Below are 24,383 nucleotides of genomic sequence, written 5' to 3' on the forward strand. Positions count from 1 at the left end.
ACGGAAAAAACACGGTCACCCGGACAAGATATTCACAGCAGAAAAGCCTCGCGTTTTGCCGGGCCGTCAGCTGGCCGGACGCTCAGGCGAGCGTCGCGTCGACACCGGAAATTGCGCGTGCAGAATGCAACTTGAACCACCCTGCAGCGTCTGATGTGCGAACGCATTTCCCTGCCTTTGCTCTCGTCCAAATCCTCCGCCCCTTCGTCCCGCGCTTTCGCCCGTTGCTCCCTCGCCAGCATTGTCGCGCTGTGCGCCGCCGCGAGCGCGATGCGCGCCTGGCTGCAATTCAGCACTCCCCTCGCCCCGGGCATGAACGGCGCGTATTACTTCGTGCAGGCGCGCGCGCTGCTCGAACACGGCCGATTGGGCATCCCGGATCTGCCACTAACCTTCTGGCTGCAGGCCGGACTCGCACGTCTCGTGGCCGCGATCACCGGCTGGCCGCTGGATGACGCCATCGTCTTTGCAGTGAAACTTGCCGACTCCGTGCTCCCACCGATGGCCGCCCTGCCGATCGCGTGGCTCGCGGCGCGCTGGCAACGCGCGGACGGGCAGCCGTCGCTCGTCGCCGCCCTCGCGCCGGCGGCTCTCGTTTGCGCCAGCGCCGCGCCGCTTTCGATGACGGGCGATTTCCAAAAGAACTCGCTCGCGCTCGTCTGGCTCGCCGGCACCGCGTGGGCCGCACACCGGTTCCTCAGTGGGCCGACGCTCGTGCGCGCGGCGGCGCTGGTCGGCGGGCTCGCGCTGCTCGGCACGACGCACGTGGGCGTGCTGGGCGCCGCGCTGGTCTTTCTCGCCGTGCTTGGCGCGGTCGCGGCGGTAGCCGCACCGGCTGAAGTGCGTCGACGCCTCCTGCTCGCGGCGCTCGTTGGTTTAGTCGCGCTGGCAGGCGCTGCCGCCGTCACCTACCGCTACGACCCGGCGCGCGTGCAACGCCTCTGGCGCGCGATCGCGGAACCATCGAGCGTGCTTAGCGAGTCCCGCGACCGAGGCGATCATCCGCCGGGCCCTCCGCCGGGATTCGCACCACCCGATTTCGCCGCAGGCACCGCGCCGGTCGACCACCCGCGTCCGCCTCCGGGTTTCGGTCCGCCGGGAGCGCCCCGTGGAATATTGGGGACGTTGCCACGCGTGTTGTTCCTCGGCGTCGGCATCGCTGCGACGGCTTGGGCGCTCCGCCGCTGGAGTTCGCTGCCGGTGGCGGACCGCGCCCTGGCGATCGCCGCGGGAGTCAGCGCCGCCGTGCTTGGCGGGGGATTCTTCGACGCGCAGAAATCCGAGCGCCTCATGCTGATTGCAGTCGTGCCGGCGGCGATCGCGGGTTCATTTCTCCTCGCCCAAGTCCGCCGCGACCTTCCGCGCGCGACGCTGGGAATCGTGGTGGTCTTCCTCGCGGTCTTGAGCGGCGCGCTCTACGTCGCACGCGGCGGCAGGCAAATTCTCACCGTGGAGCAACGCGACGAATTGCGCACGCTCGCACCGCTGATCGCGTCGCCGGAACGCACGCTGATCGTCGCGCATCACGGACTCGAATGGTGGACCGCGTGGACGTTGCGCACCCACATCGCGCAACCCACCGCCGTGAGCCGCGAGGACTGGCAGCGCTACGATCATATTTATTACCTGAGCGAAAAGTCCGGCGTTCCGCGCGGTCGCGGTGGACCGCCAGGAGCGATCGGCGCGCCGGGCTCCGGGCCGCCGCCGGGCATGGGTCCGGAAGGTGCGACGCCGGAAAACGCCGTCACCGTTCACGACGGCCCGCTGTTCACTCTCTCCCGCGTCGACGAAGCACCGGAAGACCAGCCGACCGACGCCGAGGTGCAGGCGCAGCGTTTGAAGCGCCAATGATAAGTGAGGCGCCCGGCGGTTAATCCCGCCTACTGTCGGCGCGGTGCGCTTGCGGCGCTACCGAACGCGGGTTTCCTGACCAACGTGAGCAACACGACCGTCGCCACCGACATCGCCGAGACCAAGCGGTTTCTCCCATGGATCGTCGCGACGGCGCTGTTCATGGAAAATCTCGACGCGACGATCCTCAACACCGCGGTGCCGACGATGGCCGCGAACCTGCAGGTCGCGCCGCTCAGCCTGAAATCGGTGCTGACCAGCTACACGCTGTGTCTCGCGGTGTTTATTCCGATCAGCGGCTGGATGTCGGATCGCTTCGGCACCTGCCGCGTGTTCACGTGGGCGGTGTGGGCTTTCACGCTCGGCTCGTTGCTCTGCGGTCTGGCGCTGAACATCCCGATGCTCGTCGCCGCGCGCGTGCTGCAGGGCATCGGCGGCGCCATGATGACGCCGGTCGGCCGCATCGCGCTCGTGCGGACCTTTCCAAAATCCGAGATGATGGCCGCGATGAACTTCGTCGTCATTCCCGCGCTGATCGGGCCGCTGCTCGGGCCGTTCGTCGGCGGACTCATCGTGCACTGGCTGCCGTGGCGGACGATTTTCTTTCTCAATCTGCCGTTCGGGCTCATCGGTCTCTGGCTCGTGAAACGCCACATGCCGGACTTCCGTAACCCCGAAGTCGCTTCGCTGGACCGCACGGGTTTCCTGCTCTTCGGCAGCGGCATCGCGCTGCTGTCGTATGTGCTCGAGGTCTTCGGCGAACACTCGATGCAGACCGGTTCGGTGCTGTTCATGCTGGCCGTGTCGATTCTGCTGCTCGCCGGCTACGCGTTGCACGAGAGCCGCGAGCCGCATCCGGTGCTGGAGCTCGCGCTGTTCAAGACGCGCACGTTCAACGTCGCCGTGCTCGGCGGCATCATCACGCGTCTCGGCGTGGGCGGCATGCCGTTCCTCCTTCCCCTGCTCTACCAGCTCGGCCTCGGTTACCCGCCGTGGCAGGCCGGCCTGCTCACGATGCCGCAAGCGCTGGCCGCGATCCTGATGAAGATGATCAGCCAGAAAATCCTCGGACGTTTCGGCCACCGGCAGGTCCTCATCACCAACACCGTGCTCTTCGGCGTGACGATGATGGTGTTCTCCACCGTGGACGGAAACACACCGCTCCTCGCGATCCTCACGCTGGCGTTCACCCAGGGTTTCTTCTCCGCCCTGCAATTCACGAGCATGAACTCGCTCGTCTACGCCGACATTCCCGACCGGGAAGCTTCGATGGCGACCAGCATTGCGAGCACCGCGCAAATGATGGCGCTCTCGTTCGGCGTCGCCGTCGCGTCGCTCTGCGCCGCGTGGTTCCTCGGCTCCGCTCCGCAATCAGAGCGCGCGTTGCTAATTCCGGCGCTGCATCGGTCCTTCCTCGTGCTCGGCAGCCTGACCGTGATCTCGTCGCTCATGTTCTGGCGACTGCACCCGGACGACGGCAACAACGTCAGCAATCGTCCGCGCGCCGGCGAGGACGAGGCCGTCGCCGCGTAGCGTCGCGCGGGCCGCGACGCTCGGAGGACTGAGGACCGAATACCGAGGACGGAAAGGTCCACAGCCGCTTTCCTCCGTTCTCCGTCTTCCGTCCTCTGTCCTCAGTCCCGCTCCAGCCGTTTGCCGAGGCTGACCGCGCCTTCGACCGCGAAGCCGATGCGCTCGTAGAACGCGATCGCCGCTTTGTTGTCGGGGCGCACCTGCAAGTTGATCTTCGGACAACCCGCCGCGCGCAGGCGCGTCTCGGCTTCGTCCATCAAGCGCCGACCAAGCCCACCGCGCTGCAATGCCGGCGCCACGCCGAGATAGTTGATCCAACCGCGATGTCCCTCATATCCGGCCATCACGCTGCCAACGATTGCGCCGCGCTGCTCGGCGACGAGAAACCACTCGGGATTCACCTTCAGCTTGCGCGCGATGTCCTTGCGCGGGTCGTTCTGCGGACGCGTGAGCCCGCAGGCCTGCCACAGCGCCACGACCGCCTCGCTGTCGCGCGTTTCAAAACGACGGATGATCCACTCGGTGCTCACGGCGCGAGCGTGCGGATTTGCCGCGCCGGCAAAAGCCCAAAGCGCGTTTCGCTCTCGCCGCAACAGGACGCGTCGGCGACGCTTCGGCATGCCTTCCCCGCTGCGCTTCCTGCTCGTGTGCGGCACTGCGCTGGTGCTGACGCTCACCGCCCTCGCCCAAACGCCCCCGGTCACACGCACCTTGTATCTGGTGCGCCACGGCTACTACGACGCCGTGGCTGGCGCGGACTCCAAAACCGCCAACGCCCTCAACGCCACCGGACGAGCGCAAGCCGAGTTGCTCGCGGCGCATCTGGCCTCGCTTCCGGTGAAATTCAGCGCCGTGACCTCAAGCGAATTCACCCGCGCCCGCGAAACGGGCGACGCGATCGCCGCGAAACTCCGTTTCGCCTGCGCCCGCGACGAGTCGCTCAACGAATGCACGCCTCCCGGCGCGGGCGTCGCCGAGAAGGACGTGGACGCCGGCGCAACGGCACAGCTCGAACGGGCTTGGCAGCGCTACACGCAGCCGGCGAAGGGTGTTTCGACGAGCGAAATCCTCGCCTGTCACGGCAATGTCATCCGCTGGTTCGTCTGTCGCGCGCTCGGCGTCGACCCGCGGCAATGGACGCGGATGGAGATCGCGAACTGCTCGATCACGATCATCCAAGTGCGCGCCGACGGCACGACGCGCCTGCAGGTTTTCAACGACGTCTCGCACGTCCCGCGCGAACAGCAGACTTGGAGCGGCCGCGGGCCGGGTTGGCCGCTGCCGGCGCAAGCGGCGCGGCGCTGAATCCTGCGCGGCGTCAGCCGCGCAGTTCCATATCCTGCGGCACGGTGCTGAGCGCTTCGGCGAGCGTGGTGAGGCCTTCCTTCACCTTGATGATGCTGTCCTGGTGCAGCGTCTTCATGCCGCCGCGCATCGCGATCTTCTTCAGCTCGGCGGTTTCGAGTTCCTTGTTGATGCCTTCGATCAACTCCTCGTTGGTGACCATCAATTCGTGGATGCCCACGCGGCCCTTGTAGCCGGTGCCGCCGCATTTCGGGCAGCCCTTGGGATTCGCCTTGAAGATCGTGCCGCCCGTCCAGCCGATGGCGCGCTCCATGATGTCGCGCTCGCGGCCCTCGGGCTCGTAGCCGACGCGGCAGGTCTTGCAGACGCGGCGCATGAGGCGCTGCGCGCAGACGCAGACGAGCGAAGACGACACCATGAACGACTCGATGCCCATGTCGGTCAGGCGCGCCACGGTGCTCGGCGCGTCGTTGGTGTGCAGCGTGGAAATGAGCAAGTGGCCGGTGAGCGCGGCCTCGACGGCGATGTTGGCGGTCTCCTTGTCGCGGATTTCGCCGACGAGAATGATGTCCGGATCCTGACGGAGAAAGGCGCGCAGCGCGGCGGCGAAGGTCAGGCCGATCTGCCGGTGCATCTGCATTTGGTTGATGCCGGGCAGCGTGTATTCGATCGGATCCTCGGCGGTGCGGATGACGATGTCGGGCGTGTTGATCTCGTTCAGCGCCGAGTAGAGCGTCATCGACTTGCCCGAGCCGGTCGGTCCGCAATGCAGAATCATGCCGTAGGGCTGGCGGATGCACTCGCGGTATTTGGCCAAATTTTCCTCGGTGAAGCCGAGCGCCGGGAGCGGCAGCGTGGACTTCTGCTTGTCGAGGATACGCATGACCACGCCTTCGCCGTGATTGAGCGGCGCGGTGGAGACACGGAGGTCGATGTCGACGCCCTTCTTGTTGAATTGCTTGAAGACGATGCGTCCGTCCTGCGGCAGGCGGCGTTCCGCGATGTCGAGGTTGCACATGATCTTCAGGCGCGCGACGAGCGCGCCCGCGACCTTGGCGGGCAGGCGAAGCTTTTCCTGGGTGAGGCCGTCGATGCGGTAACGAACGACGAGGTCCTTTTCCTGCGGCTCGATGTGGATGTCGGAAGTGCCGGAGAAATACGCGTCCTCGATGATGCGATTGGCGAGCTGAATGATCGGCGCGGAGTCCTCGTGCGTGAGGTCTTCCTCGCGGATCTCGACCTCGTCCTCGGAGAATTGCGCGCCGAGCTGGTCGACGACGTCGGAGAACTGGACCTGCTCGGGCGCGTTGTCCTTCTTGAGCTTCTCCTTGATGTCCTTCTCGGCACCGAGGAGGCGCGCGACGCGCATGCCGGTCTTCTCGGCGATCTTGGCGGCGAGCTGCGTGTCGAAGGGATTCGAGAACGCGACCAGCAGCAAGTCGCCGACCTGGCCGACGGGCAGGATCGTGTTCTTCTGGCAGAACTCCAAATCGATCTTCTCGAACGTGGCGTTGTGGAGCTTGTAGCGACCGACGTTGAAGGGCGTGAGGCCGAGCGCGCGGCACTTCGCGAGGTGGAGCGGGAACGGCGTGACCTTGTGCTCGGTCTGGAGCAACGCGTCGAGCTGGTCGCCGTTGAGGTCGTCGGCGTGGTTGACGACGGCGGCGCGCGCCTCGGCGCTCAGCTTGCCGAGTTCGACCAGCTTGTCGACGATGTGGGTCTGGACGCGTCCGAGCGGCATATCAGGAAGCGGGGTGGGTCTTCGCGGCGGCCTCGCGTTCGGTTTGCTGGCGGTCGAGAAAATCGGCGATCACGTCCATCGTGGTCGCGTGCCAGACGATGTGACCGCCGAGCTTTTTTTCCCAAGCGGTGCGGACGGCCGGGCTGAGGTAGTAAGCGGTCGCGACGAGCCAGAAATCCTCCTCCTTGTCGTAGGGGACGGTCCAACTCGCCCAGCACATGCCGAGGTCGAGATTCTTGCGGATGTCGTCCGGCACGTCGTAGTGGCGGAGGTCGACGACGCCGAGTTGATGTTCCTCCATCACGGCGTGCAGCACGTCCTCTTCACGGACGACCTTCTTCTCGAGCGCGAGGATGCCAAGCACGGAGGCCTGCCGGAAATCGCCCTGCCCCGCCAGTTCGAGCACGCGCTCGTTGGCGGCTTCGAGATCCTCGAACTTCACGAGGTTGTGCTCGACGAGCGCCGAGCCGAGGAGGCGGTTGGCGCGCATGAGGAGGGGCCGATGTTCCATCATGGGAGAGCGCACGTTGCGTTACGCGGCGGGGGCTGGCGATGCCTTTTGCTTCTTCCGCAGCTTCCGCACGCGTTTTAGCAGTTCTTTCTTAAGCTTGGGAATCCCCTCCTCGCTCAGGCAGGAGATCGGGACGAGCTCCACCTTCTTGTAGCGCGTCTTGAATTTCTTGAGGTTCACGACGGCGGCGTCCTCGTCCATCTTGTTCGCGGCGACGAGGCGCGGCTTCTCGAGCAGCTCCGGATCGTAGAGTTCGAGTTCCTTGAGCAACTGCTTGTAGTCGTCACGCGGGTCGCGGTTGTCGGTGCCGGCCATGTCGACGATGATCAACAGCAGCGCGCAACGCTCGATGTGGCGAAGGAAGCGATGGCCGAGACCCTTGTTCTCGCTCGCGCCGGTGATGAGGCCGGGAATGTCGGCGAGGATGAGGCGATCGTATTCCTCCTCATACTCGATGATGCCGATCTGCGGCTGCAACGTCGTGAACGGATACGCGGCGACCTTCGGGTGCGCCTTCGTGATGAGGCCGGTGAGCGAGGACTTGCCGGCGTTGGGGAAACCGACGAGGCCGACGTCCGCGATGCTCTTCAGCTCGAGACGATACTCGCCATACTCGCCGGGCTCGCCGGGACCGAACTGGCGCGGCGCGCGGTTGACCGACGACTTGAAACGCGTGTTGCCGAAGCCGCCCTTGCCGCCCTTGCAGAGGATGAACTCCTGGCCGTCCTCGAGGATCTCGGTGACGACCGCGCCGGTCTCGAGGTGATAGACGACGGTGCCGAGCGGCACGCGGAGGATCGCGTTGCGGCCTTCGCGACCGTTGCAGTCCTTGCCCTGCCCGTGCTCGCCGCGCTCGGCGTTCCAGTGCGGCTTGTATTTGAAATCGATGAGATTGTTCTGGTCGTCATCGCCGCGCAGCACGACGTGGCCGCCGCGGCCGCCATCGCCGCCGTTCGGGCCGCCCCAAGGCTCAAATTTTTCGCGACGAAAGCTCACGCAACCGCGGCCTCCGTCGCCGGCGCGGGCTTTGATGGTGCATTCGTCGATGAACATGCCCCCCACGGTGCAGAATCCCGCGCGCTTGCCAAGCGGAGTTAGGCGCCCGGCAGGCGGTCGAGGAATTCCCGCCAAAGCGCCTGCCCCACCGGCCACATGCCGAGATCGGAGTCGGAGTTGATGTGCCCCAACCCTTCCAAGACCCGCAACTCCGCGCCCCAGTTTTCGGCCCATTCCGTCGACCGCGCGACGCTCGCATAAGGATCGTCCGTGCTCGCGATCACCACGGCCGGAAACGGCAGTCGCCCGCGCGGAATCGGTCCGAAGCCGCGCAGCATCGGCAAATCGGGAGCCCGCTCCACGTCGGACGGCGCGACGAGGAACGCGCCCGCAATCTTGCCGCCGCCGCGTGCGACGTGACGCACCACCGTGATGCAACCGACGCTGTGCGCGATCACGACCGCGGGACCCGGCAACACCGCGAGCGTGCGCTCGAGCGCGTCCTCCCAATCCTGCGGTGAAGTCGAAAGCCAGTCGGCCAGCGCCATCCGCGGCCACGCCGGATTCGCCGCATGCCACGCACGCATCCAGTGCAACGGGCCTCCGCCGGAATAGCCCGGCACGAGCAAAATCGGAAAATGCCCGGACATCGGGCTCAGACCGTCACCTTGATGCCGCGGCGCAGATACGTCGGCACGTCGAGGTCCTGGCCTTCGAAGAGATTGCGGTCGGACTTGTCGAACGAGCCGCGATTCGCGGCGGGTTCGGCGACGCCGCCGAAGCCAAACTCCTCCTGCTGGGGCTTGTTCGGATCGTGCGCCGCAGCCTTGGCCGACGCGCTGCTGGGCCGCGCCGCACGCTCGCGTTCGGCGGGCGCGGACGGCTTCGCCGGAGCGGATTCACCTTCCGCGTCCTCGCTCGCGGCTGGCGCGCGCTCAGGGCGTTTGGCGGGAGTGTTCGGCTTGGCGCGCGTGAAGGTGCGGCCACCGATGTCGGTCGCGCCAATGACGCAGACCTCGACCTTGCCCTGCAACGCCTCATCGATCACGGCGCCCATGATCACGTGCGCCTCGCGGCCGAATTCCTCGGTCACCGCCGTCATCAGCTGATTGACCTTCGTCAGACTGAGATCGGCGCCTCCCGTGATATTCACCATCAGACGGTCGGCCTTGCGGGCGAACTCCGGCGTGGCGAGCAGCGGGCAATTCTTGAGGTCCTCGAACGCGGCGTCGGCGGCGTTCTCGCCCTCACCGGTGCCGAGGCCGAACAGGGTCTTGCCGCCGCGCGTCTGGAATGCGGTGCGCAGCGCCTGGAAGTCGACGTTGATCAGGCCGGTCTGCGAGAGCATGGCCCAGATCGATTTCACGCCGCGGCCCATCCACACGTCGGCGCGGGCGAACGAGTCGAGCACGCTCGTCTGCTCCGTGCCTTCCTGAAGCAACAGGTCGTTCGAAAGCGGGATGACCGCGTGGCACTGCTTGCGGAGTTCGTCGAGCGATTCCTCGGCCTGCTTGCGGCGGCGGCCGCCTTCGAAGCTGAACGGCAGCGTGACGAACGCGATGACGAGCGCGCCGGCCTCGCGGGCGATTTCCGCCACGACGGGTGTCGCGCCCGAACCGGTGCCGCCGCCGAGTCCGGCCACGAGGAACACGAGATCGTTGCCGCGCACGACTTCGGTGATCTTTTCGCGATCCGCGTCGGCCGCCTGGTAACCGAGCGCCGGGTCGCCGCCGGCGCTGAGGCCGCGCGTGACGCTGGTGCCGATGAGAATCTTGTCCTGCACCGGCGAGGAGCTGAGCGCCTTGAAGTCGGTGTTGATGACCGCGAGTTGGAGGCGATCAAGGTTCTCCATCTTCAGCCGGTCGACGGCGTTGGAGCCACCGCCGCCGATGCCGACGAGCTTGATGCCGATGTCGCGATCCGTGAGGGCTTCGAGGGGAAGTTCGTTGTTCATCGTCGAGTCCTCAGCCGAAAAACTTGGTCAGGCCCGCGAAGATGCTGCCGCCCTTGCGGCGCGCGGGCACGTGGTGTTCCGAGGCGTGCTTGAAGCCGAACTGGAAGACGCCGAGCACGGTGCTGAACATCGGGTCCTTCAACTCGTCCTTCACCCACGACGGCGCTTCGCCGCGCCGCACCGGCAGGCCGAAGACGCGGCTCGCCGCTTCGTCGATGCCGGGCATCTTGGCGGTGCCGCCAGTCAGGACGACGCCCGCGCCGCAGTGCTCGACCGAGAGCTTCGGGCCGAGCTTCTTCTGCACGATTTCGAAAATCTCCTGCACGCGCGCGCTCGTGATCGTCTCGATCGCGCCGCGGGCAATCTGGCGGTCGCCGAAGGACATGTCGCCGTTGAGCCAGACTTTGTCGGCCTTGTCGCGCGTCTGCACCGTGCCGCGGCCGTGGCGGAGTTTCAGCATCTCAGCTTGCGTCGTGGTGACGCGGAGGCCGATCGCGAGATCGTTCGTCACGTGTTCGCCGCCGACGGGCAGCGTGCCGGTCGCGGCGACGTGGCCGTCGCGATAGAGGACGTAATCCGTGATGCCCTTGCCGACGTCGAGAACCAGCGCGCCGTGGATGCGCTCTTCCTGCGTCGTGAGCAACGCGCCGCTCGCGAGCGAGGAGAGCACGAGTTCGCGGACCTCGAGGTGATAACCGCCGACGACGTGGATGTTGTCGCTCACCTTGCTCTCCTGCCCGTGCACGATCCAGTAACCGACTTCGAGGCGGCTGCCGGAAAGATGCTCGGGATCGGCCACGACGCGGCCGTCGAGGCGGAACGGGCGGCGCAACTCGTGGATGCGCGTGCGGCCGGCGGGCAGCTCCTTTTCCTTCGCGAGGTCGCAGACGGTGGAGATGTCGAGCTGCGTGACGGTGTTGTCGGCCGACTTCACGTTCACCGAGGCCTCGTTGTAGAAGCCGTCGAGATGCGGGCCGGTCTGCGCGAGCCAGACCTCGTCGAGGCGCGCGCCGGCTTTTTTCTCAGCCATCTCGAGCGCGTGGTGCGCGGCTTCGGAGGCGGCCTTGTAGTCGACGACCTCGCCCTTCATCACGCCGCGCGACTGCGAGAGGCCGACGCCGATGATGTTGAGCGCGCGGCCGCGGGCGATTTCGCCGACGAGGACCGCGATTTTGCCGGTGCCGATTTCGACCGCACCGATGATTCTGCTGCCGTTAGAGATCACGTGAAGGTTTCCGTTTCGTGGAGGAAGAAGGAGAAAGCTGGAAGGCCGGCGCGGCGGTGCCGCTCTGCGCCTGCTTCGTGAGCTGCTCGGGCGTCTGCGCGAGCTTCACCGGCACCTGCGGTCCGAGCGCGAGGTTGACCGACTGGATCTGCGGCTCGGCGAGCGTGCGCTTCGTCTCGTCGACGATCATGTCGAGCTGCGCGATCTGGCGGAAGAAGTCCTGCTTCGCGCTGAAGACGATCTCCGGGATGTCCTGCGCCTTGACCGTGATTTCCTCGTGGGTGGCGAGGCGCGCGAGGGACACGAAGAGCCACTCGCGGTAGAGATGCGGCGCCTGCAATTGCGCGGTGGTGAGCAGATCGGAGACCTGCTTCATGCCCTCGATCGGAGCGTAGCTTTTGCCGTCCTCGGTGCGGCGCAGCCGGAAATCCGCAAGCCACGGAAGCGTCGCGAGCAGGGCCTTGTCGTAGCCGTAGCCTTCGTAGACGACGCCGTCCTTCGCGACGAGCAGCTGCTTCTTCTCCAAGCGGTCCTCGACCTGAATTCGGGCGACCGGAGTGCGCTCCTTGAGGTCGATCACGAGCGTGTCGGGGAAGCTGCGCGTGAGCACCGCGATGCGGACTTGGCCGGCGGAAATCAGTTTCTCGCGCAGCGCGGAGAGATCGAGCGCCATGAGCGTGGTGTTGCGCGGCACGGCCAGCAGGCGCGCCGCCCACTCCTTGCCGAGCACGCCGTCGGTGACGACGAGGATGTCCTTCACCGGCTCGCTTTTCACTGCGGAGGCGATGGCGGCGCGGTCGTTTTCCCACGTGTGCACCATCTCGTAGATGCCCCAGCCCGCCGCGCCGGTGAGGGCGACGAGGGAAATGACCTTCAACCATGCGATCTGGCGGCGGCGGCGGCCGCGGGCGGACATCGCGCGCGGCGTCACGTCCTGGCGAATGGTGCGCCAGGAACGCTCGGCTGCGGCGTTGTCCTTCTCCTCGCTCATTTCTTCGTGGTGCTGCCGGCGAAGCGCTCGAGGGCGGGCGCGACCAGTTCGCGGCAAAGCGCGTTGAAATCGAGGCCCACGCAGCGAGCGCTCATCGGCAAGAGGCTCGTTTCCTTCATGCCGGGCAGCGTGTTGATTTCCAGCAGATAAAGTTCGCCGTCCGGCGCGAGGATGAAGTCGATGCGCGCGTAGTCGCGGCAACCGCAGGCGGCGAACGCGGTCTCGGCCGCGCGCTGCACTTCGGCCGTCTGCTCGGACGAGAGCGGCGCGGGCGCGGTGTATTCCGTCATGCCCTTGGTGTATTTGCTCGTGTAGTCGAACACGCCGGACTTCGGCGTGATCTCGACCACGCCCATGGCGCGGCCGCGCAGCAGGCCGACGGTGAGTTCGCGGCCGACGATGCGTTTTTCGATGATCCAATCGCCTTGGCGGATGCCCGCGATGGCGATTTCGAGGCCCGCACGCGAGGAGATCATCTGCAGGCCCACGCTGCTGCCCTGCCGGTTCGGCTTCAACACGACCTGTTCACCGAGTTCGTCGGAAAGCACGGAGGCCTTCGGCTTGCTTGTGACGTCGAACGCGCGGCCGGGCGCGACGCGCACCCCCATCGCGGAGACGGCCTGTCGCGTGCGCCATTTGTCGAAGCACAGCTCGGAGCCCGCTGCGTCGCAACCCGCGTAGGCGACGCCCGTCTGCTCGAGCAAGCGCTGCATGCCGCCGTCCTCGCCGAACACGCCGTGGAGCGTCGAGAAGACGACGTGGCGCTTCGGATCGAGATCCGCCGGCAGCGCGTCGGCCTCGATGTTGAACAACTGGGTCGGGAACGACGTCGCCATCGCCAGGGCGGCGGCTTTGCCGGAGCCGAGGGAAACTTCGCGTTCAGGAGAGGTGCCGCCTGCGAAGACGGCGATGATGGGAGAGCTCATAGAAATTTCTTCCAGTCGGAACCGAACAACATGACCTCGGGCTCGAGGTCGATGCCGCGCGCGGCCTTCACCCGCGCGCGCACCACCCGCACGAGCGCGAGGATATCGGCGGCGGTGGCGTTGTCGCGATTGACGATGAAATTCGCGTGCACGCGCGAGACCTCGGCACCGCCGACGCGTTCGCCCTTCAGCCCGCACTCGTCGATGACCTTGCCGGCGGAGGTGCCCGGCGGATTTTTGAAAATGCACCCGGCGCTCGGTTCGCGCGGCTGCGATTCCTGGCGCTTCTTCGTGTAGGCCTCGATCTGCTGCTTGATCGCCGCGGCGTCCGCGTGCTGGCGCGGCACGAGGAAAGCGCCGAGCGCAACGGCGGTCTCGAGCTCCGCGCAATGGCGGTAGTCGACGTGCATCGCGGCTTTTTTCATCACGCGCTTCTCGCCCGCGAGCGTCATGAGGTGAACCTCGTCGACGACGTCAAAGGTCCAGCCGCCCATCGCGCCGGCGTTCATGCGGAGCGCGCCGCCGACGCTGGCCGGGATGCCCTCCATGAATTCGAAACCGGAAAGGCCGGCCTTCGCCGCGAGGCCGCAGAGATTTTTCAAGCGCAAGCCCGCGCCGACCCACACGCGACCGTCGGGTTGCGGCTCGAACGCCTGCCAGCTCGGGTGCGCGAGACTAATCACGAGGCCTTCGACGCCTTCGTCCGGCACGAGAAGATTCGAGCCACGGCCGAGCATGTAGGTCGGGAGGCCGCGCGCGTGGGCCGCGGCGAGCAAAGCGGCGAGATCCGCGGCGTTGGCCGGCTCGGCGTAAACGCGCGCCGGACCGCCGACGCGCATCGTGGTCTTCGGTGCGAGCGGCTCGCGTTCGACGAGCTTGGTCGCGACGTCGAGCGCAGGACGCACGGCGGCGACGAAATCGTTCCAGGAAGCTGCGGCGGCCGTGCTCATCAGGACGGGGAAGCGGGGGCCGGCGTGTGCCGGAGATGGCGACGCGGCGGGAGACGCTGGGCGAGCTCCTCGAGGTCGGTGACGATCGTCGCGACGGCGTCCTCGTGCGCCATGCGGTGCAGGTTTTCGCGAAATTTGTTCAGGAGCCAGTCGTTGAAGAGGATGTCGAACACCTCCTGCCGCAGCAGCGAGAGCGCGTTCTGGTCGATGACGAGCCCGCCGCCTTGTTGCTCGAAGTAGCGCGCATTGGCCCACTGGTGATTGTCGGCGGCGAATGGATACGGGATGAGCACGGCGGGCGCTTCGCAGCGGACGAGTTCAGCGATCGTGCCGGCGCCGGCGCGGCTGACGACGAGGTCAGCGGCGGAGAGCAGCACGCCGATGCGGTCGGTGAACGGCTCGAACCACGCGCGGACGACTTCGCCTTTCTTCGAGCGCAGTTCGCGGACGGATGCCTCGCCCTTGCCCAAGCCGGTGACGCACCAGACCTGCACGCCTTCGCCCGCGAGCGCGTGGAGGTTGTCGACCACCCATTGATTCAGATTGCCGGAGCCCTGGCTACCGCCGACGAGGACGAGCAGCTTCTGCGTCGCGTCGACGCCGAGCTGAGCCCGCGCCTCGGTGCGCGAGAGGCGCACGACCTCCGGGCGCACCGGCAAGCCGGTGTGGCGCACCATCAGGCCAAGTCGTCCGGGCAGACGCACGCCAGGCGGCAGGTAGAGTCGCTGCGCGAAACGCGAGAGCAGGCGCACGGCACGGCCGGGAATGCGGTTCGCCTCGTGGAGCGCGACGGGAATGTCGAGAAAGCGCGCCGCGAGCGTGACGCCGGCGTTGGTGAAGCCGCCGAAGCCCACGACGGCGTGCGGGCGGAACGCCGCGAGGTATTTCAGCGAAAAGACGAGACCGTGCGTCTGCTTGAACACGCAGCGCGCCAGCACGTCCGGCCGTAGGCCGAACGGCGCGCCGGGCACGGTGGCGGTCGTGAGGTGCGGGTATTTCTCCGCGAGGCGCGAATCGACCTTCTTGTGCGAGATGAACAGGCGCACGTCGTGGCCGCGCGCGCGGAGAGCCTCGGCGAGCGCGATGCCCGGCGCGAGGTGTCCGCCGGTGCCGCCACAGGCGATGAGAAAACGGCTCATGTCGGCCTCCCTTCGGGAGGAGGTGGCAAGTGACAAGGGACAAGGCTCAAGAAGCGCGCCGCTCGCGCGGTGCGATCACGCCACCCCGGAGGGTTTGGATTCTCTTGGTCCTTGTTAGTTGTCACTTCGCACTTCATCGCACTTACGCTTCGATTTCCGCCAGCGCGCGCTTGCGCTCGAGCGGCTTCGGCCGCTCCCACGTGCGCGCGGTGTTGATGATGACGCCGATGAGGAATCCCATCAGCAGGAGATTGGAGCCGCCGGCGCTGATGAAAGGCAGCGACATGCCCTTGGTGGGCATCATGCCGGTCACGACCATGAGGTTGATGATCGCCTGCAGGCTGATCAGGAGCAGGCAGCCGGTCACGAGGAGAAATTGAAAGAGATTCGGCGCTCGGCGCACGTGCATGAGCCCGGCGACGAACAAGGCGATGAAGAGGATCACGGTGAGCAGTGTGAAGATCAGGCCCATCTCCTCGCCCATGATCGCGAAAATGAAATCGGTGTGCGCCTCCGGGAGAAACGACTGCTGTTGCCGACCGTTGCCGATGCCGACGCCGTCGACGCCGCCCGCCGCGAAGGCGAGGATGGCCTGCCAGAGCTGATACGCGCCCTCGCTGCGGTTCGCCTCGACGTCCATGAAGGCCGTGATGCGGCGCAAGCGGTTCGGGTTGTGCAGCACGAGCAGCACGAAACCCATGAGCGCGAACGCCACGCTCGGGAGGATGAACTTGAGGCGCCCGCCCGCGAGGAAGAGCAGGATCATGCCCACGCTCGCGCAGAGGAACGCGGTGCCGAAATCGGGCTCGATGATGATCAGACCGGCGAAAAGGCCGATGCCGAGGCACGGGTAAATGAAACCGCGCTTCAGGTCCTCCATCTTGTTCTGGTTGAGCGCGAGGTAGTGCGACAGCGCGAAGACCATCGCGAGTTTGGCGAATTCGGAGACCTGCAGGCGCGTGAAGCCGAGATTCAACCAGCGCCAGCTGCCCTTCACGTTGACGCCAATGTGGGGGATGCGCACGAGCACCAAACCGAACAGGGTCACCCCGGCGAGAATCCAGGCGAACCGTCGCATGCCTTCCAGGTCGACGCGCGCCACGATCCAGGCGATGCCGATCGAGAGCGCGAGGAAGATGAGTTGCTTGAACAGATACGACTGCGGGCCACCCAACGCGCGCGAGCTGGCGCTAAACAGCACGGTCAGTCCCATGGCCAGCAACGCGGCCACGCACACGAGAATGACGCTCGCGGGAGTGATCGTGAGGTGGCGGCGGGGAGAAGAAGGTGGCGCGTCGCTCGAACTCACCGGGGGATTGGCGATTCGGCGTTAGCCCTTGGGCGGCGTCTGCGTCTTCGATTCGTCCACCTTGATCGTCGGGACGTCGGTCGGCTGGTCCTTCAAGCCGGCGTCGAGATCCTGGCCCGGAGGCGGCGGGGCGATTTCAAAATGCGGGGCGGTGCTGACGGTGGGTTCGGCGGCCGGTTGCGTCGCGGAGGTGCTGGCCGGAGCCGCGGCTTTGGTGGCGCTGCTGCTCTTCGTCGCGGGCGTCTTCGTGGCGGTGGATTTTTGCGGGACGGCCTTGAAACCCGGGATGACGAGCTTCTGGCCGGCGCGGACCTTGGTCGGGTCGGTGATGCTGTTGGCGGCGGCGAGTTCGCCGACCGTGACTTGGTAGCGGCGCGCGATCGTGCCGAGGCTCTCGCCGGACTGAACGACGTGGGTGACCGCGTCAGCGCTGCGAGCCGGGGCGGTGGCGGCGGGTGTCGTGGCAGCCGGCGTGCTCGTCGCGGGCGCGGCGGCGAGGTCCTTCGGGACGACTTTGCCCGGGACGATGAGTTTCTGGCCCGGCTTCAAGGTCGCGCCCACGGCGAGGCTGTTGGCCTTCGCGAGCTCGGCCACGGTCATGTGATTTTTCTTCGCGATGCTCCAGAGGCTGTCGCCGCGACCGACGGTGTAGGTGCTGACCGGCGCGACTTCCTCGGCGGCCTTGGCCGGCGTCACCGCCACGGCGTTCGGCGAGCCGGGGCGCGTGGGCTCGGCGCGGCCGGGTTGCGGCGCGGGCGCGTAGCTCACGGCACCGGTGTCGACCGGAGCGGGGTTGTAGGCAACGGGACTGCCGGCATCACCGCTGGCGGTGGGCACGGTGGCGTCCGGCGTCGGAACGTTGCGCGGGCTCGATTGGCAACCCGGGCTGGCGAAAATGACGATAAACGCAACTACGTGGACGGCGACCACGTAACCGAATATCTGCAGGATTTTCATGGGCGAAGTATGGGTTTGGGATTCGGCGATTTGCTATCTAAAAATGGGTCGCGGACGGAGCTTTCCACGCGATTGACGAATCGCGTGGAGGCGGCGGCGCGCGGGTCGCTCACGGATCGTTTCGCGGCGTGTCGAGCGTGAGCAGCGCCTGGACGATCAGGAGGGCGACGATGACGAGGGGGATGGTCATGGAAAACGAGCAGGTGTCCGTTAACAGCAGTGGTTGGTTCCGGTTAAGGTGATGGATAAAGAACCTGTCAGCGGACTCCTGCGAAAGTGCGGGCGGTCTTCAGCGGCAGCTCGGGGAGCGTCACGCCGCGGCGGAGGCGGCGGAGCTTCGCCGCCGAGCGAACGAGCGGCTTGTGGAGGAGCAGAAGACCGGCGTGGGAAATTTCACGAAAGCTGGGCGAGAGATCGGAGCTGAAGTCGACGGGCATGGTTTTTCGGGGGTTAGCGGAGTTTCAGCGTGGCCAGGCCCATGAGGGCGAAGCCGAGGGAGAGAACCCAGAAGCGCAGCACGACCTTGGTCTCCGGCCAGCCGAGCTTCTGAAAATGGTGATGGATCGGCGCCATGCGGAAGAGCCGGCGGCCCTCGCCGTAGCGGCGCTTGGTGAACTTGAACCAGCTCACTTGGAAAACGACCGAGAGCAGCTCCATCACGAACACGCCGCCGATTATCACGAGGGTGAGCGGCTGATGGATCATGAAGGCGATGACGCCGATGAGCCCGCCGAGCGCGAGCGAGCCGGTGTCGCCCATGAACACCTCGGCCGGATGCGAATTGAACCACAGGAACGCCATGCAGCCGCCGATGAGCGCGCCACACACGACCGTGAGTTCGCCCGCGCCGGGCACGTGGCTGAGCAGCAGGTATTCCGAGAAGATCGAGTTGCCCGCGATGTAGGCCATGATGCCGAGCACGAGCGCGACCGTGATCGTGCAACCGACCGCGAGGCCATCGAGGCCGTCAGTGAGATTGATGGCGTTCGAGAAGCCGACGATCCAGAGATAGATCAACACGAGCAGCAGCCACCACGGCATGTGGGCCATGACGGCGTCCTTGAAGAACGGCACCCAGAGCTCGCGAATTTTCTGCGCGCTGGTCGGATGCCAGAGGAGCGCGGCGAGGGCGACGCCGGTCGCGAGCGACTGCCAGCCGATCTTTTCCCAGGCCTTGATGCCGTCCTTGTTCTTGTGGACGACCTTCAGGTAGTCGTCGCGCCAGCCGGGAACGGTGAGCGCAGCGTAGACGAACAGCGCGACGAAGACCCAGATGTTGGGCCGCGCCCAGAGCGCGCTGCTGAGAAACACGGAGAGGAAGATGATCAGCCCGCCCATCGTCGGCGTGTGCTTCTTGTCGAAGTAGGTCGCGCCGAGCGCGCCGGTGCGTTCGTCGATGTAGCCGTGGCCGAATTTCAACTCGCGGAATTTGCGGATCAACATCGGTCCGATGATGAACCCGATGATCAGCGCCGTGGCCGAACCCATGATGATGCGGAACGTCTGCGACGCGAAGAGGCGCAGCGGTCCGAAGTATTGCTCGTAGTCGGCGAGGTAGCTCAGCATGGCTCAGTGCGTGTCGGCGTGGGGATCGAGGATGGTTTCGAGGCGGTAGCGGCGGCTGCCCTTGAGGAACGCGGTGCCCTTGAAAGACGCGAGACGGGCGCGGACGGGCGCGACGTCGGTGACGACCGCGATCTGCGCGGGGTCGTTGCCGTTTTCGAGGAGGCCTTCGCGCAACGCGGCGGCGTGCGTGCCGATCGTGAAAAGGAAATCGCCCGGCCGAAGCAGGATCGTGCGGCCGAGCTGTTGATGGAACTCCGCCGCCTGCGCGCCGAGTTCCTCCATGCCGCCGAGCACGTAGAGGCGCGGCAGTTCCGGCCGCGCGAGGCTCGCGAAAGCCGCGATGGCGTCGGTCATCGAGGCGGGATTGGCGTTGTAGAAATCGCAGTAGACCTCCGCCTCCCCCACCCGCTGCATCTCGCCGCGCCATTTCGACGGCTGCCACGTGGCGAGGCGCTGCTGCAGCGTCGCGTCATCGACGCCGAGTTCGGAGGCGAGCGCGAGAGCGAGCGCGGCGTTTTGCGCCATGCCACCGGACACGCGACGGAGAATGAACGTGCGCTTCGCGCCAAGCGTGACCTCGGTGCGATCAGGACGATGCAGGACCGTGAAAACGATCGTCTGTCCGTCGACACGCACCATCGCCTCGTTCGCCGGCACGAGCACGAGCGGGTTCGCGAGCGAACGGAAGGCCTCGTATTGCCAGCACGACACCGGAAAAACCTGCAGGCCGCCCGCGCGCACGGCGGTGAGCAACTGGACTTTCTCCGCCGCGACGCCATTGAGCGAGCCGAGCTTCTCGAGGTGCGCCGGGCCGACGAACGTCACGATCGCGTGGTCAGGCTGGATCATGCCCGCGAGGTCGCGCATTTCGCCGGGCATGTTGATGCCGGCCTCGATCACGGCGGCGGCGTGCGCGGCCGGGTCGAGTTGCGTGAGCGTGAGCGGGACGCCGATGAAGTTGTTGAGATTGCCTTGGGTTTTGAAAACCGGGGAGCTCGGCGTTGTCGCCGGTCTCGCTGAGACCGGGCCGGGGTCAGCGACCCCGGCTACATCGCCGAGCAGGAGCGCGACGAGGTCCTTCGTCGAAGTTTTGCCGGCGCTGCCGGTGATGCCGACGACGCGGCCCGGGAAAGCGCGGCGGTGCGCGGCGGCGATGGCTTGAAAGGCGCGGAGCGGATCGGCGACGACGAGTTGCGGAAGCGCGGAGTCGGAAATCTCGCGCGCGACCAGCGCGGCGGCGGCGCCTTGCGCGGCGGCATCCGCGAGGAAATCGTGGCCGTCGCGTTTGTCGGTCTTCAGCGCGACGAAAACCTGGCCGGCGGACAGCGTGCGGGTGTCCTGATTGAAGCCCGAAAGCGACGAGACCGGCATCGTTGTCCAACGACCACCGGTCCAAGACGCGAGCGACTGCGGGATGAACTCACGCATGGTGGTTGCTCGCGAGGTTGATGGCGCCGAGCTGCAAAGCGCTCGTGCGGTCGGTTTGTTTGCGGCGCGGCACGCGCTGCGCGCGCACCCAAGTCGCCGCCGGTTTGATGGCGTCGGTGGCTCCGGCCTTGGTCGCGGAGCGGGGAGAATTGTCGTTGGCGTGGTTCACTGGCTCAGACCGGCTTCAGCTGCTTGATGCCGATGAGTTCGCGGGCGACCTGCCGGTCGTCGAACGGCACGACGGTGTCCGCGAGTTCCTGGAAAGTTTCGTGGCCCTTGCCGGCGATGAGCAGGCAATCGCCCGCGCGCGCGGCGTCGAGCGCGAGGCTGATGGCGCGGCGGCGGTCCTCGACGAAGGTGATCTTCGCGGGCGCCGTCACGCCGGGCTTCATGTCGGAGAAAATCTGCAGCAGAGGCTCGTTGCGCGGGTTGTCGGCGGTGGCGAACGCGGCGTCGGCGAACTCCTGCACGGCGGCGGTCATGAGCGCGCGCTTGGCGCGGTCGCGGTTGCCACCGCAGCCGAAGACGACGAAGAGCCGGCCGGGCGTGATCGCCTTGAGCATGCTCAGCGAGTTGCGGAGGGCGTCGTCGGTGTGCGCGTAGTCGACGAGCACGTTGAACGGCTGGCCGGCGTCGATGCGCTCCATGCGACCGGAGACGCCAGCGAAGGACTTGAGGCGCTTCGCGATGATCTGCGGATCGCGGCCGAGCGCGTAGCAGGCGGCGAAGGCGGCGAGGAGATTGGAGACGTTGTAGCGGCCGATGAGCGGGCTCTCGATTTCGGCGCGGCCCTCGGGCCAGACGAGCGTGAGCGCGGCGCTCTGGAACGAGAGACGGACGTTTTCGGCGCGGATCGTCGCGTCGGATGCTTCGCCGAAGGTGACGAGCTTCATGCCGGCAGGCACTTCGCTGGCCAGACGGCGGCCGTGGGCGTCGTCGAGATTGATCGCGACGGCGCGCGGCGCGGGCGCGGTTTCGCCGCGGAAGAGGCGCGCCTTCACCGCGAAATAGGCGTCCATCGAACCGTGGTAATCGAGGTGGTCCTGCGTGAGGTTGGTGAACACCGCGACGCCGAACTGCATACCGAGCACGCGCTGCTGATCGAGGCCGTGCGAGCTGACTTCCATCACGGCCTGCCGGCAGCCGGCGTCGCGCATCTGCGCGAGCATGCCGAAGAGATCGAGCGCCTCGGGCGTGGTGCGATACGAGGGCACGACGCGCGCGCCGAGGTCGTAGTTCACGGTGCCGATGAGGCCGACGCGCTGGTGCTCGGTCGAGAGCAGGTGCTTGGCGAGCGCGGCGACGGTGGTCTTGCCGTTGGTGCCGGTGACGCCGACGAGGTCGAGCGAGCGGTCCGGGAACTTGAAGAAGCGCTGCGAGACGCGCGCGAGCGCGCGGCGAACGTCGGCGACCTGCACGTAGGTGACGCGCTGCGAAGTGACGGCGGGAATTTTTTCCGCGATGATCGCCACGGCGCCGCGGTTGATCGCCTCGTCGATGAAGAGGTTGCCGTCAGCGCGGCGGCCTTTGACCGCGAAGAAGAGGTTGCCGTGCATCACGCGGCGGCTGTCGATCGCGAGGCCGGAGATGGGGCGGTCGAGATCGCCCTTGCTCGCGACGATTTCGTCGTCGTTGAGGAAGTCGGAGAGCTTCGGGGCCATCTTGAAGATTTGTTGGGACGCACGGTCGACCGGCCGGCGGCGAGTGGCCGGCAGCGAGCGAAAGGCCGCGATGAGCGGGTAATTGGGCGTGAGATAGCCGATCATTTGGCGGTTCCGGTCAGCGCGAGCGCGACGCGGGAGGGCGCGCGCACGGGCTTGATGTCAAGGTATTGGACGAGTTGTTCCGCGACGTGCTTGAACGCGGGGGCCGAAACGGCGCGGCCGTAAGCGAGACCGCCGGGGACCTTCGCGTCGTCGACGATGACGGAGAGCACGACTTGCGGGCGGCTGGCGGGGAAGAAGCCGACGAAGGACGCGACGTGGCGCGTATTGGAATATTTGCCGTCGACGATTTTTTGGGTCGTGCCGGTCTTGCCCGCGAGTTCGAAGCCCTCGATGTCGAAGCCGGCGGCGGTGCCGCCTTCCTGCACGACGCCGTGGAGCATCTGCGCGAGCGTGGCGGCGGTGCTGGGCTTGAGGACTTGGCTGCGCTTCTCGGGCGTCAGCGTCTGGACGATCTTACCCTCGGGGTCGCGGATTTCCTTGATGATTTGCGGGCGAAGCAGCGTGCCGCCGTTGGCGACGACACTCATCGCCATGTGGATTTGCAGCGGCGTGGCGGCGACGGCGTGGCCCATCGGCATGCGCGTGATCGTGAGGCCGTCCCACTTGGCGGGCGGCTCGAGGATGCCGCGGACTTCGCCGCCGAGGCCGAACTTCGTCGCTTCGCCGAAGCCGTAGAGCTTGGCGTATTCGTAGAAACGCTGGGCGCCCATCTTCATCGCGATGTGGGCGGCGCCGCGATTGGAGGAGTGGCTGACAATCTCGCGCACGGAGAGCGTGCCCATGGCGTGGTCTTCCTTGGGCAGGCGGCGCTCCTTGCCGTCGATGATGACGGTGGGGCTCTCGCAATCGAAGGTGGTGGTCGGCATCACGGTGCCGTCGTTCAGGCCGCCGCCGGCGGCGACGATCTTGAAGGTGGAGCCGGGCTCGACGATGTCGGTGACGGCGTTGTTGCGCTGGACGTCGAGCGGGGCCTTGAAGAACTCGTTGAGGTTGTAGCTCGGCCAGTTGGCCATGCCGAGGATCGCGCCGGTCTGCGGATCGCTGACGATGATGGTGGCGAACTTCGGGTTGTATTTTCCGGCGATGGTTTCGAGTTCGCGCTCGATGATGTTCTGGACGACGGAGTCGATGGTGAGGACGACGTCGTTGCCGTCCTGCGGGTCGACTTCGCGGGTGCGGAACTGCGCCATCTCGCGGCGCGCACCGTCCTTCTCGGATTCGATCCAGCCGTCCTGCCCCTTGAGGTAGAGGTCGAGGTGCTTCTCGGCGCCGGTGACGGGAATGTTCTCCTTATTAATGTAGCCGATGACGTGCGCGGCGAGCTGGTTGCCCGGGTAGACGCGCTTGTAGCCGCGGGAGCCGTAGATGCCGCGGATCTTGAGATCCATGATCTGGTCGTAGACGGCTTCGTCGACTTCGTCGGCGAGCTTCACGTAGCGGACGCGCTTGTCCTTCACCGCTTCGTCGCGCGAGGCGAGCGCGAGCTGGGAGGCGGCGATGTTTTTCCGCAGCGTCTTGTCGAGTTCGAGGAAATTGGTGTTCAGCAGGCGCGCGAGGGCGGCCCACTTGGTGCTGTCGGCCTCCTTGAGCATCTCCGGGTCGGCGCCGAGGACGATGTAGGAGCGCGAAGTGGCAAGGACGTTGCCCTTGGTGTCGAGGAGCGCGCCGCGACGGGCGTGTTCGACGACGATCTGGCGGCGGGCCTTGTTCACGAACTTCAGCAACTCGTCGCGATGGAGCACGTGGAGGTAAACGAGTCTCCCGCCGACGGCGGCGAAGAACCCGAGCACGCCCACGGCGAGGAGCGTCATGCGAAAGTTGGAAGCAAAGCCCTTGGACATCGCTCAGCGCTGGTAGGAGGCGGGGATGACGCGAAACGCGAAGGCGTTCGCGTTCTGGGCGGCGGTGGCCGAGTTGAAAATGGCTTCCGCGGAACGCTTGCGGCCGAGTTCGAGGACCGGATCGCGCTCGACGCGGACGACCTGGACTTCCTTCGCGGTGGCGAGGCCGAGGCGGAGCGCGTCGTTCTGCTGGAGCAGCGTGGCGACGCTCTCGGCGGACGCGATCTGCGCGGCTGCTTCGTCGAGCTTGCGCACGACGTCGGCGTTCTCGCCTTCGAGAACGCGAATGCGGTTGGCGGTGGCGAAAATTTCCTGGCGCACCCAGACGGCGCCGAGGCCGAGGGTGCCAGCGAACATGAGGAGCACGAGCGTCAGGAGAACGACTTTGTTGACGAGCGCGTTGGGAGGAGGCGGCTTCATCGGGGGGGGACAG

At 66.5% G+C, this 24,383-nt stretch carries 23 protein-coding genes; 3 read left to right on the top strand and 20 right to left on the bottom strand.

Going from position 1 to position 24,383, the window contains the following annotated elements; all coding sequences use genetic code 11:
* Window positions 1-153 precede the first annotated feature (153 nt).
* Window positions 154-1,851 carry a hypothetical protein gene (locus HZA32_01970; GenBank protein ID MBI5422824.1) on the top strand — a complete coding sequence of 566 codons (1,698 nt, stop codon included), beginning with the start codon at window positions 154-156 and terminating at the stop codon, window positions 1,849-1,851.
* A 162-nt stretch (window positions 1,852-2,013) separates the two neighbouring features.
* Window positions 2,014-3,384 (top strand): DHA2 family efflux MFS transporter permease subunit, encoded by a 1,371-nt coding sequence (locus tag HZA32_01975; protein ID MBI5422825.1) that lies wholly within the window; start codon window positions 2,014-2,016, stop codon window positions 3,382-3,384.
* 101 nt (window positions 3,385-3,485) lie between these two features.
* Here HZA32_01975 and HZA32_01980 read toward each other — a convergent pair whose 3' ends face one another.
* Window positions 3,486-4,004, bottom strand: a complete 519-nt coding sequence (locus tag HZA32_01980) for a GNAT family acetyltransferase (protein ID MBI5422826.1) — start codon at window positions 4,002-4,004, stop codon at window positions 3,486-3,488.
* Between HZA32_01980 and HZA32_01985 the strand changes: the two genes are divergently transcribed.
* Window positions 4,003-4,689 carry a histidine phosphatase family protein gene (locus HZA32_01985; GenBank protein MBI5422827.1) on the top strand — a complete coding sequence of 229 codons (687 nt, stop codon included), beginning with the start codon at window positions 4,003-4,005 and terminating at the stop codon, window positions 4,687-4,689. The two genes, HZA32_01980 and HZA32_01985, sit on opposite strands and share 2 nt — an antisense overlap.
* 13 nt (window positions 4,690-4,702) lie before the next feature.
* Here the strand turns inward: HZA32_01985 and HZA32_01990 are convergent, their stop codons facing one another.
* The 19 genes from HZA32_01990 to HZA32_02080 form a co-directional block, all read right to left on the bottom strand.
* Window positions 4,703-6,430 (bottom strand): type II/IV secretion system protein, encoded by a 1,728-nt coding sequence (locus tag HZA32_01990; protein ID MBI5422828.1) that lies wholly within the window; start codon window positions 6,428-6,430, stop codon window positions 4,703-4,705.
* A 1-nt stretch (window position 6,431) separates the two neighbouring features.
* The gene (locus HZA32_01995) at window positions 6,432-6,920 is read right to left on the bottom strand and encodes a hypothetical protein (GenBank protein ID MBI5422829.1); all 489 of its coding nucleotides are present in this window, start codon (window positions 6,918-6,920) and stop codon (window positions 6,432-6,434) included.
* 42 nt (window positions 6,921-6,962) lie between these two features.
* Window positions 6,963-7,994, bottom strand: a complete 1,032-nt coding sequence (gene obgE / locus HZA32_02000) for a GTPase ObgE (GenBank protein MBI5422830.1) — start codon at window positions 7,992-7,994, stop codon at window positions 6,963-6,965.
* A 41-nt stretch (window positions 7,995-8,035) separates the two neighbouring features.
* Window positions 8,036-8,587: a serine hydrolase family protein gene (locus tag HZA32_02005; GenBank protein MBI5422831.1), complete on the bottom strand. Its 552-nt coding sequence runs from the start codon at window positions 8,585-8,587 to the stop codon at window positions 8,036-8,038.
* A gap of 5 nt (window positions 8,588-8,592) precedes the next feature.
* Entirely contained in the window at window positions 8,593-9,891 is a 1,299-nt protein-coding gene (gene ftsZ, locus HZA32_02010; GenBank protein ID MBI5422832.1) for a cell division protein FtsZ, read from the bottom strand.
* Between the two features lie 10 nt (window positions 9,892-9,901).
* Complete coding sequence (gene ftsA, locus HZA32_02015; protein MBI5422833.1) at window positions 9,902-11,113, bottom strand: cell division protein FtsA; 1,212 nt, start codon at window positions 11,111-11,113, stop codon at window positions 9,902-9,904.
* Complete coding sequence (locus tag HZA32_02020; protein ID MBI5422834.1) at window positions 11,106-12,107, bottom strand: FtsQ-type POTRA domain-containing protein; 1,002 nt, start codon at window positions 12,105-12,107, stop codon at window positions 11,106-11,108. The genes ftsA and HZA32_02020 overlap by 8 nt, the downstream gene beginning before the upstream one ends.
* Window positions 12,104-13,033: a D-alanine--D-alanine ligase gene (locus tag HZA32_02025; protein ID MBI5422835.1), complete on the bottom strand. Its 930-nt coding sequence runs from the start codon at window positions 13,031-13,033 to the stop codon at window positions 12,104-12,106. Before HZA32_02025 ends, HZA32_02020 begins: the two co-directional genes overlap by 4 nt.
* Window positions 13,030-13,983, bottom strand: coding sequence for a UDP-N-acetylmuramate dehydrogenase (gene murB / locus HZA32_02030; protein ID MBI5422836.1), 954 nt, complete (start codon window positions 13,981-13,983; stop codon window positions 13,030-13,032). Before murB ends, HZA32_02025 begins: the two co-directional genes overlap by 4 nt.
* Window positions 13,983-15,122, bottom strand: coding sequence for a UDP-N-acetylglucosamine--N-acetylmuramyl-(pentapeptide) pyrophosphoryl-undecaprenol N-acetylglucosamine transferase (locus HZA32_02035; GenBank protein MBI5422837.1), 1,140 nt, complete (start codon window positions 15,120-15,122; stop codon window positions 13,983-13,985). Before HZA32_02035 ends, murB begins: the two co-directional genes overlap by 1 nt.
* A 142-nt stretch (window positions 15,123-15,264) precedes the next feature.
* Window positions 15,265-16,335 carry a cell division protein FtsW gene (locus HZA32_02040; GenBank protein MBI5422838.1) on the bottom strand — a complete coding sequence of 357 codons (1,071 nt, stop codon included), beginning with the start codon at window positions 16,333-16,335 and terminating at the stop codon, window positions 15,265-15,267.
* Window positions 16,336-16,452: 117 nt separating this feature from the next.
* Window positions 16,453-17,388, bottom strand: coding sequence for a LysM peptidoglycan-binding domain-containing protein (locus tag HZA32_02045; GenBank protein ID MBI5422839.1), 936 nt, complete (start codon window positions 17,386-17,388; stop codon window positions 16,453-16,455).
* Between the two features lie 257 nt (window positions 17,389-17,645).
* Complete coding sequence (locus HZA32_02050; GenBank protein ID MBI5422840.1) at window positions 17,646-17,825, bottom strand: hypothetical protein; 180 nt, start codon at window positions 17,823-17,825, stop codon at window positions 17,646-17,648.
* A gap of 13 nt (window positions 17,826-17,838) precedes the next feature.
* Window positions 17,839-18,954 carry a phospho-N-acetylmuramoyl-pentapeptide-transferase gene (locus HZA32_02055; GenBank protein MBI5422841.1) on the bottom strand — a complete coding sequence of 372 codons (1,116 nt, stop codon included), beginning with the start codon at window positions 18,952-18,954 and terminating at the stop codon, window positions 17,839-17,841.
* A gap of 3 nt (window positions 18,955-18,957) precedes the next feature.
* Window positions 18,958-20,382 (bottom strand): UDP-N-acetylmuramoyl-tripeptide--D-alanyl-D-alanine ligase, encoded by a 1,425-nt coding sequence (locus HZA32_02060; protein MBI5422842.1) that lies wholly within the window; start codon window positions 20,380-20,382, stop codon window positions 18,958-18,960.
* A complete protein-coding gene (locus HZA32_02065) occupies window positions 20,375-20,551 on the bottom strand; it encodes a hypothetical protein (GenBank protein ID MBI5422843.1) in 177 nt (58 codons plus the stop codon). Before HZA32_02065 ends, HZA32_02060 begins: the two co-directional genes overlap by 8 nt.
* Before the next feature lie 4 nt (window positions 20,552-20,555).
* Entirely contained in the window at window positions 20,556-22,148 is a 1,593-nt protein-coding gene (locus HZA32_02070) for a UDP-N-acetylmuramoyl-L-alanyl-D-glutamate--2,6-diaminopimelate ligase (GenBank protein MBI5422844.1), read from the bottom strand.
* Window positions 22,145-23,950, bottom strand: coding sequence for a penicillin-binding protein 2 (locus HZA32_02075; protein ID MBI5422845.1), 1,806 nt, complete (start codon window positions 23,948-23,950; stop codon window positions 22,145-22,147). Before HZA32_02075 ends, HZA32_02070 begins: the two co-directional genes overlap by 4 nt.
* Window positions 23,951-23,953: 3 nt before the next feature.
* A complete protein-coding gene (locus HZA32_02080) occupies window positions 23,954-24,370 on the bottom strand; it encodes a hypothetical protein (GenBank protein ID MBI5422846.1) in 417 nt (138 codons plus the stop codon).
* Window positions 24,371-24,383 lie beyond the last annotated feature (13 nt).

The organism is Opitutia bacterium, assembly GCA_016217545.1.
Taxonomy (GTDB): domain Bacteria; phylum Verrucomicrobiota; class Verrucomicrobiia; order Opitutales; family Opitutaceae; genus Didemnitutus.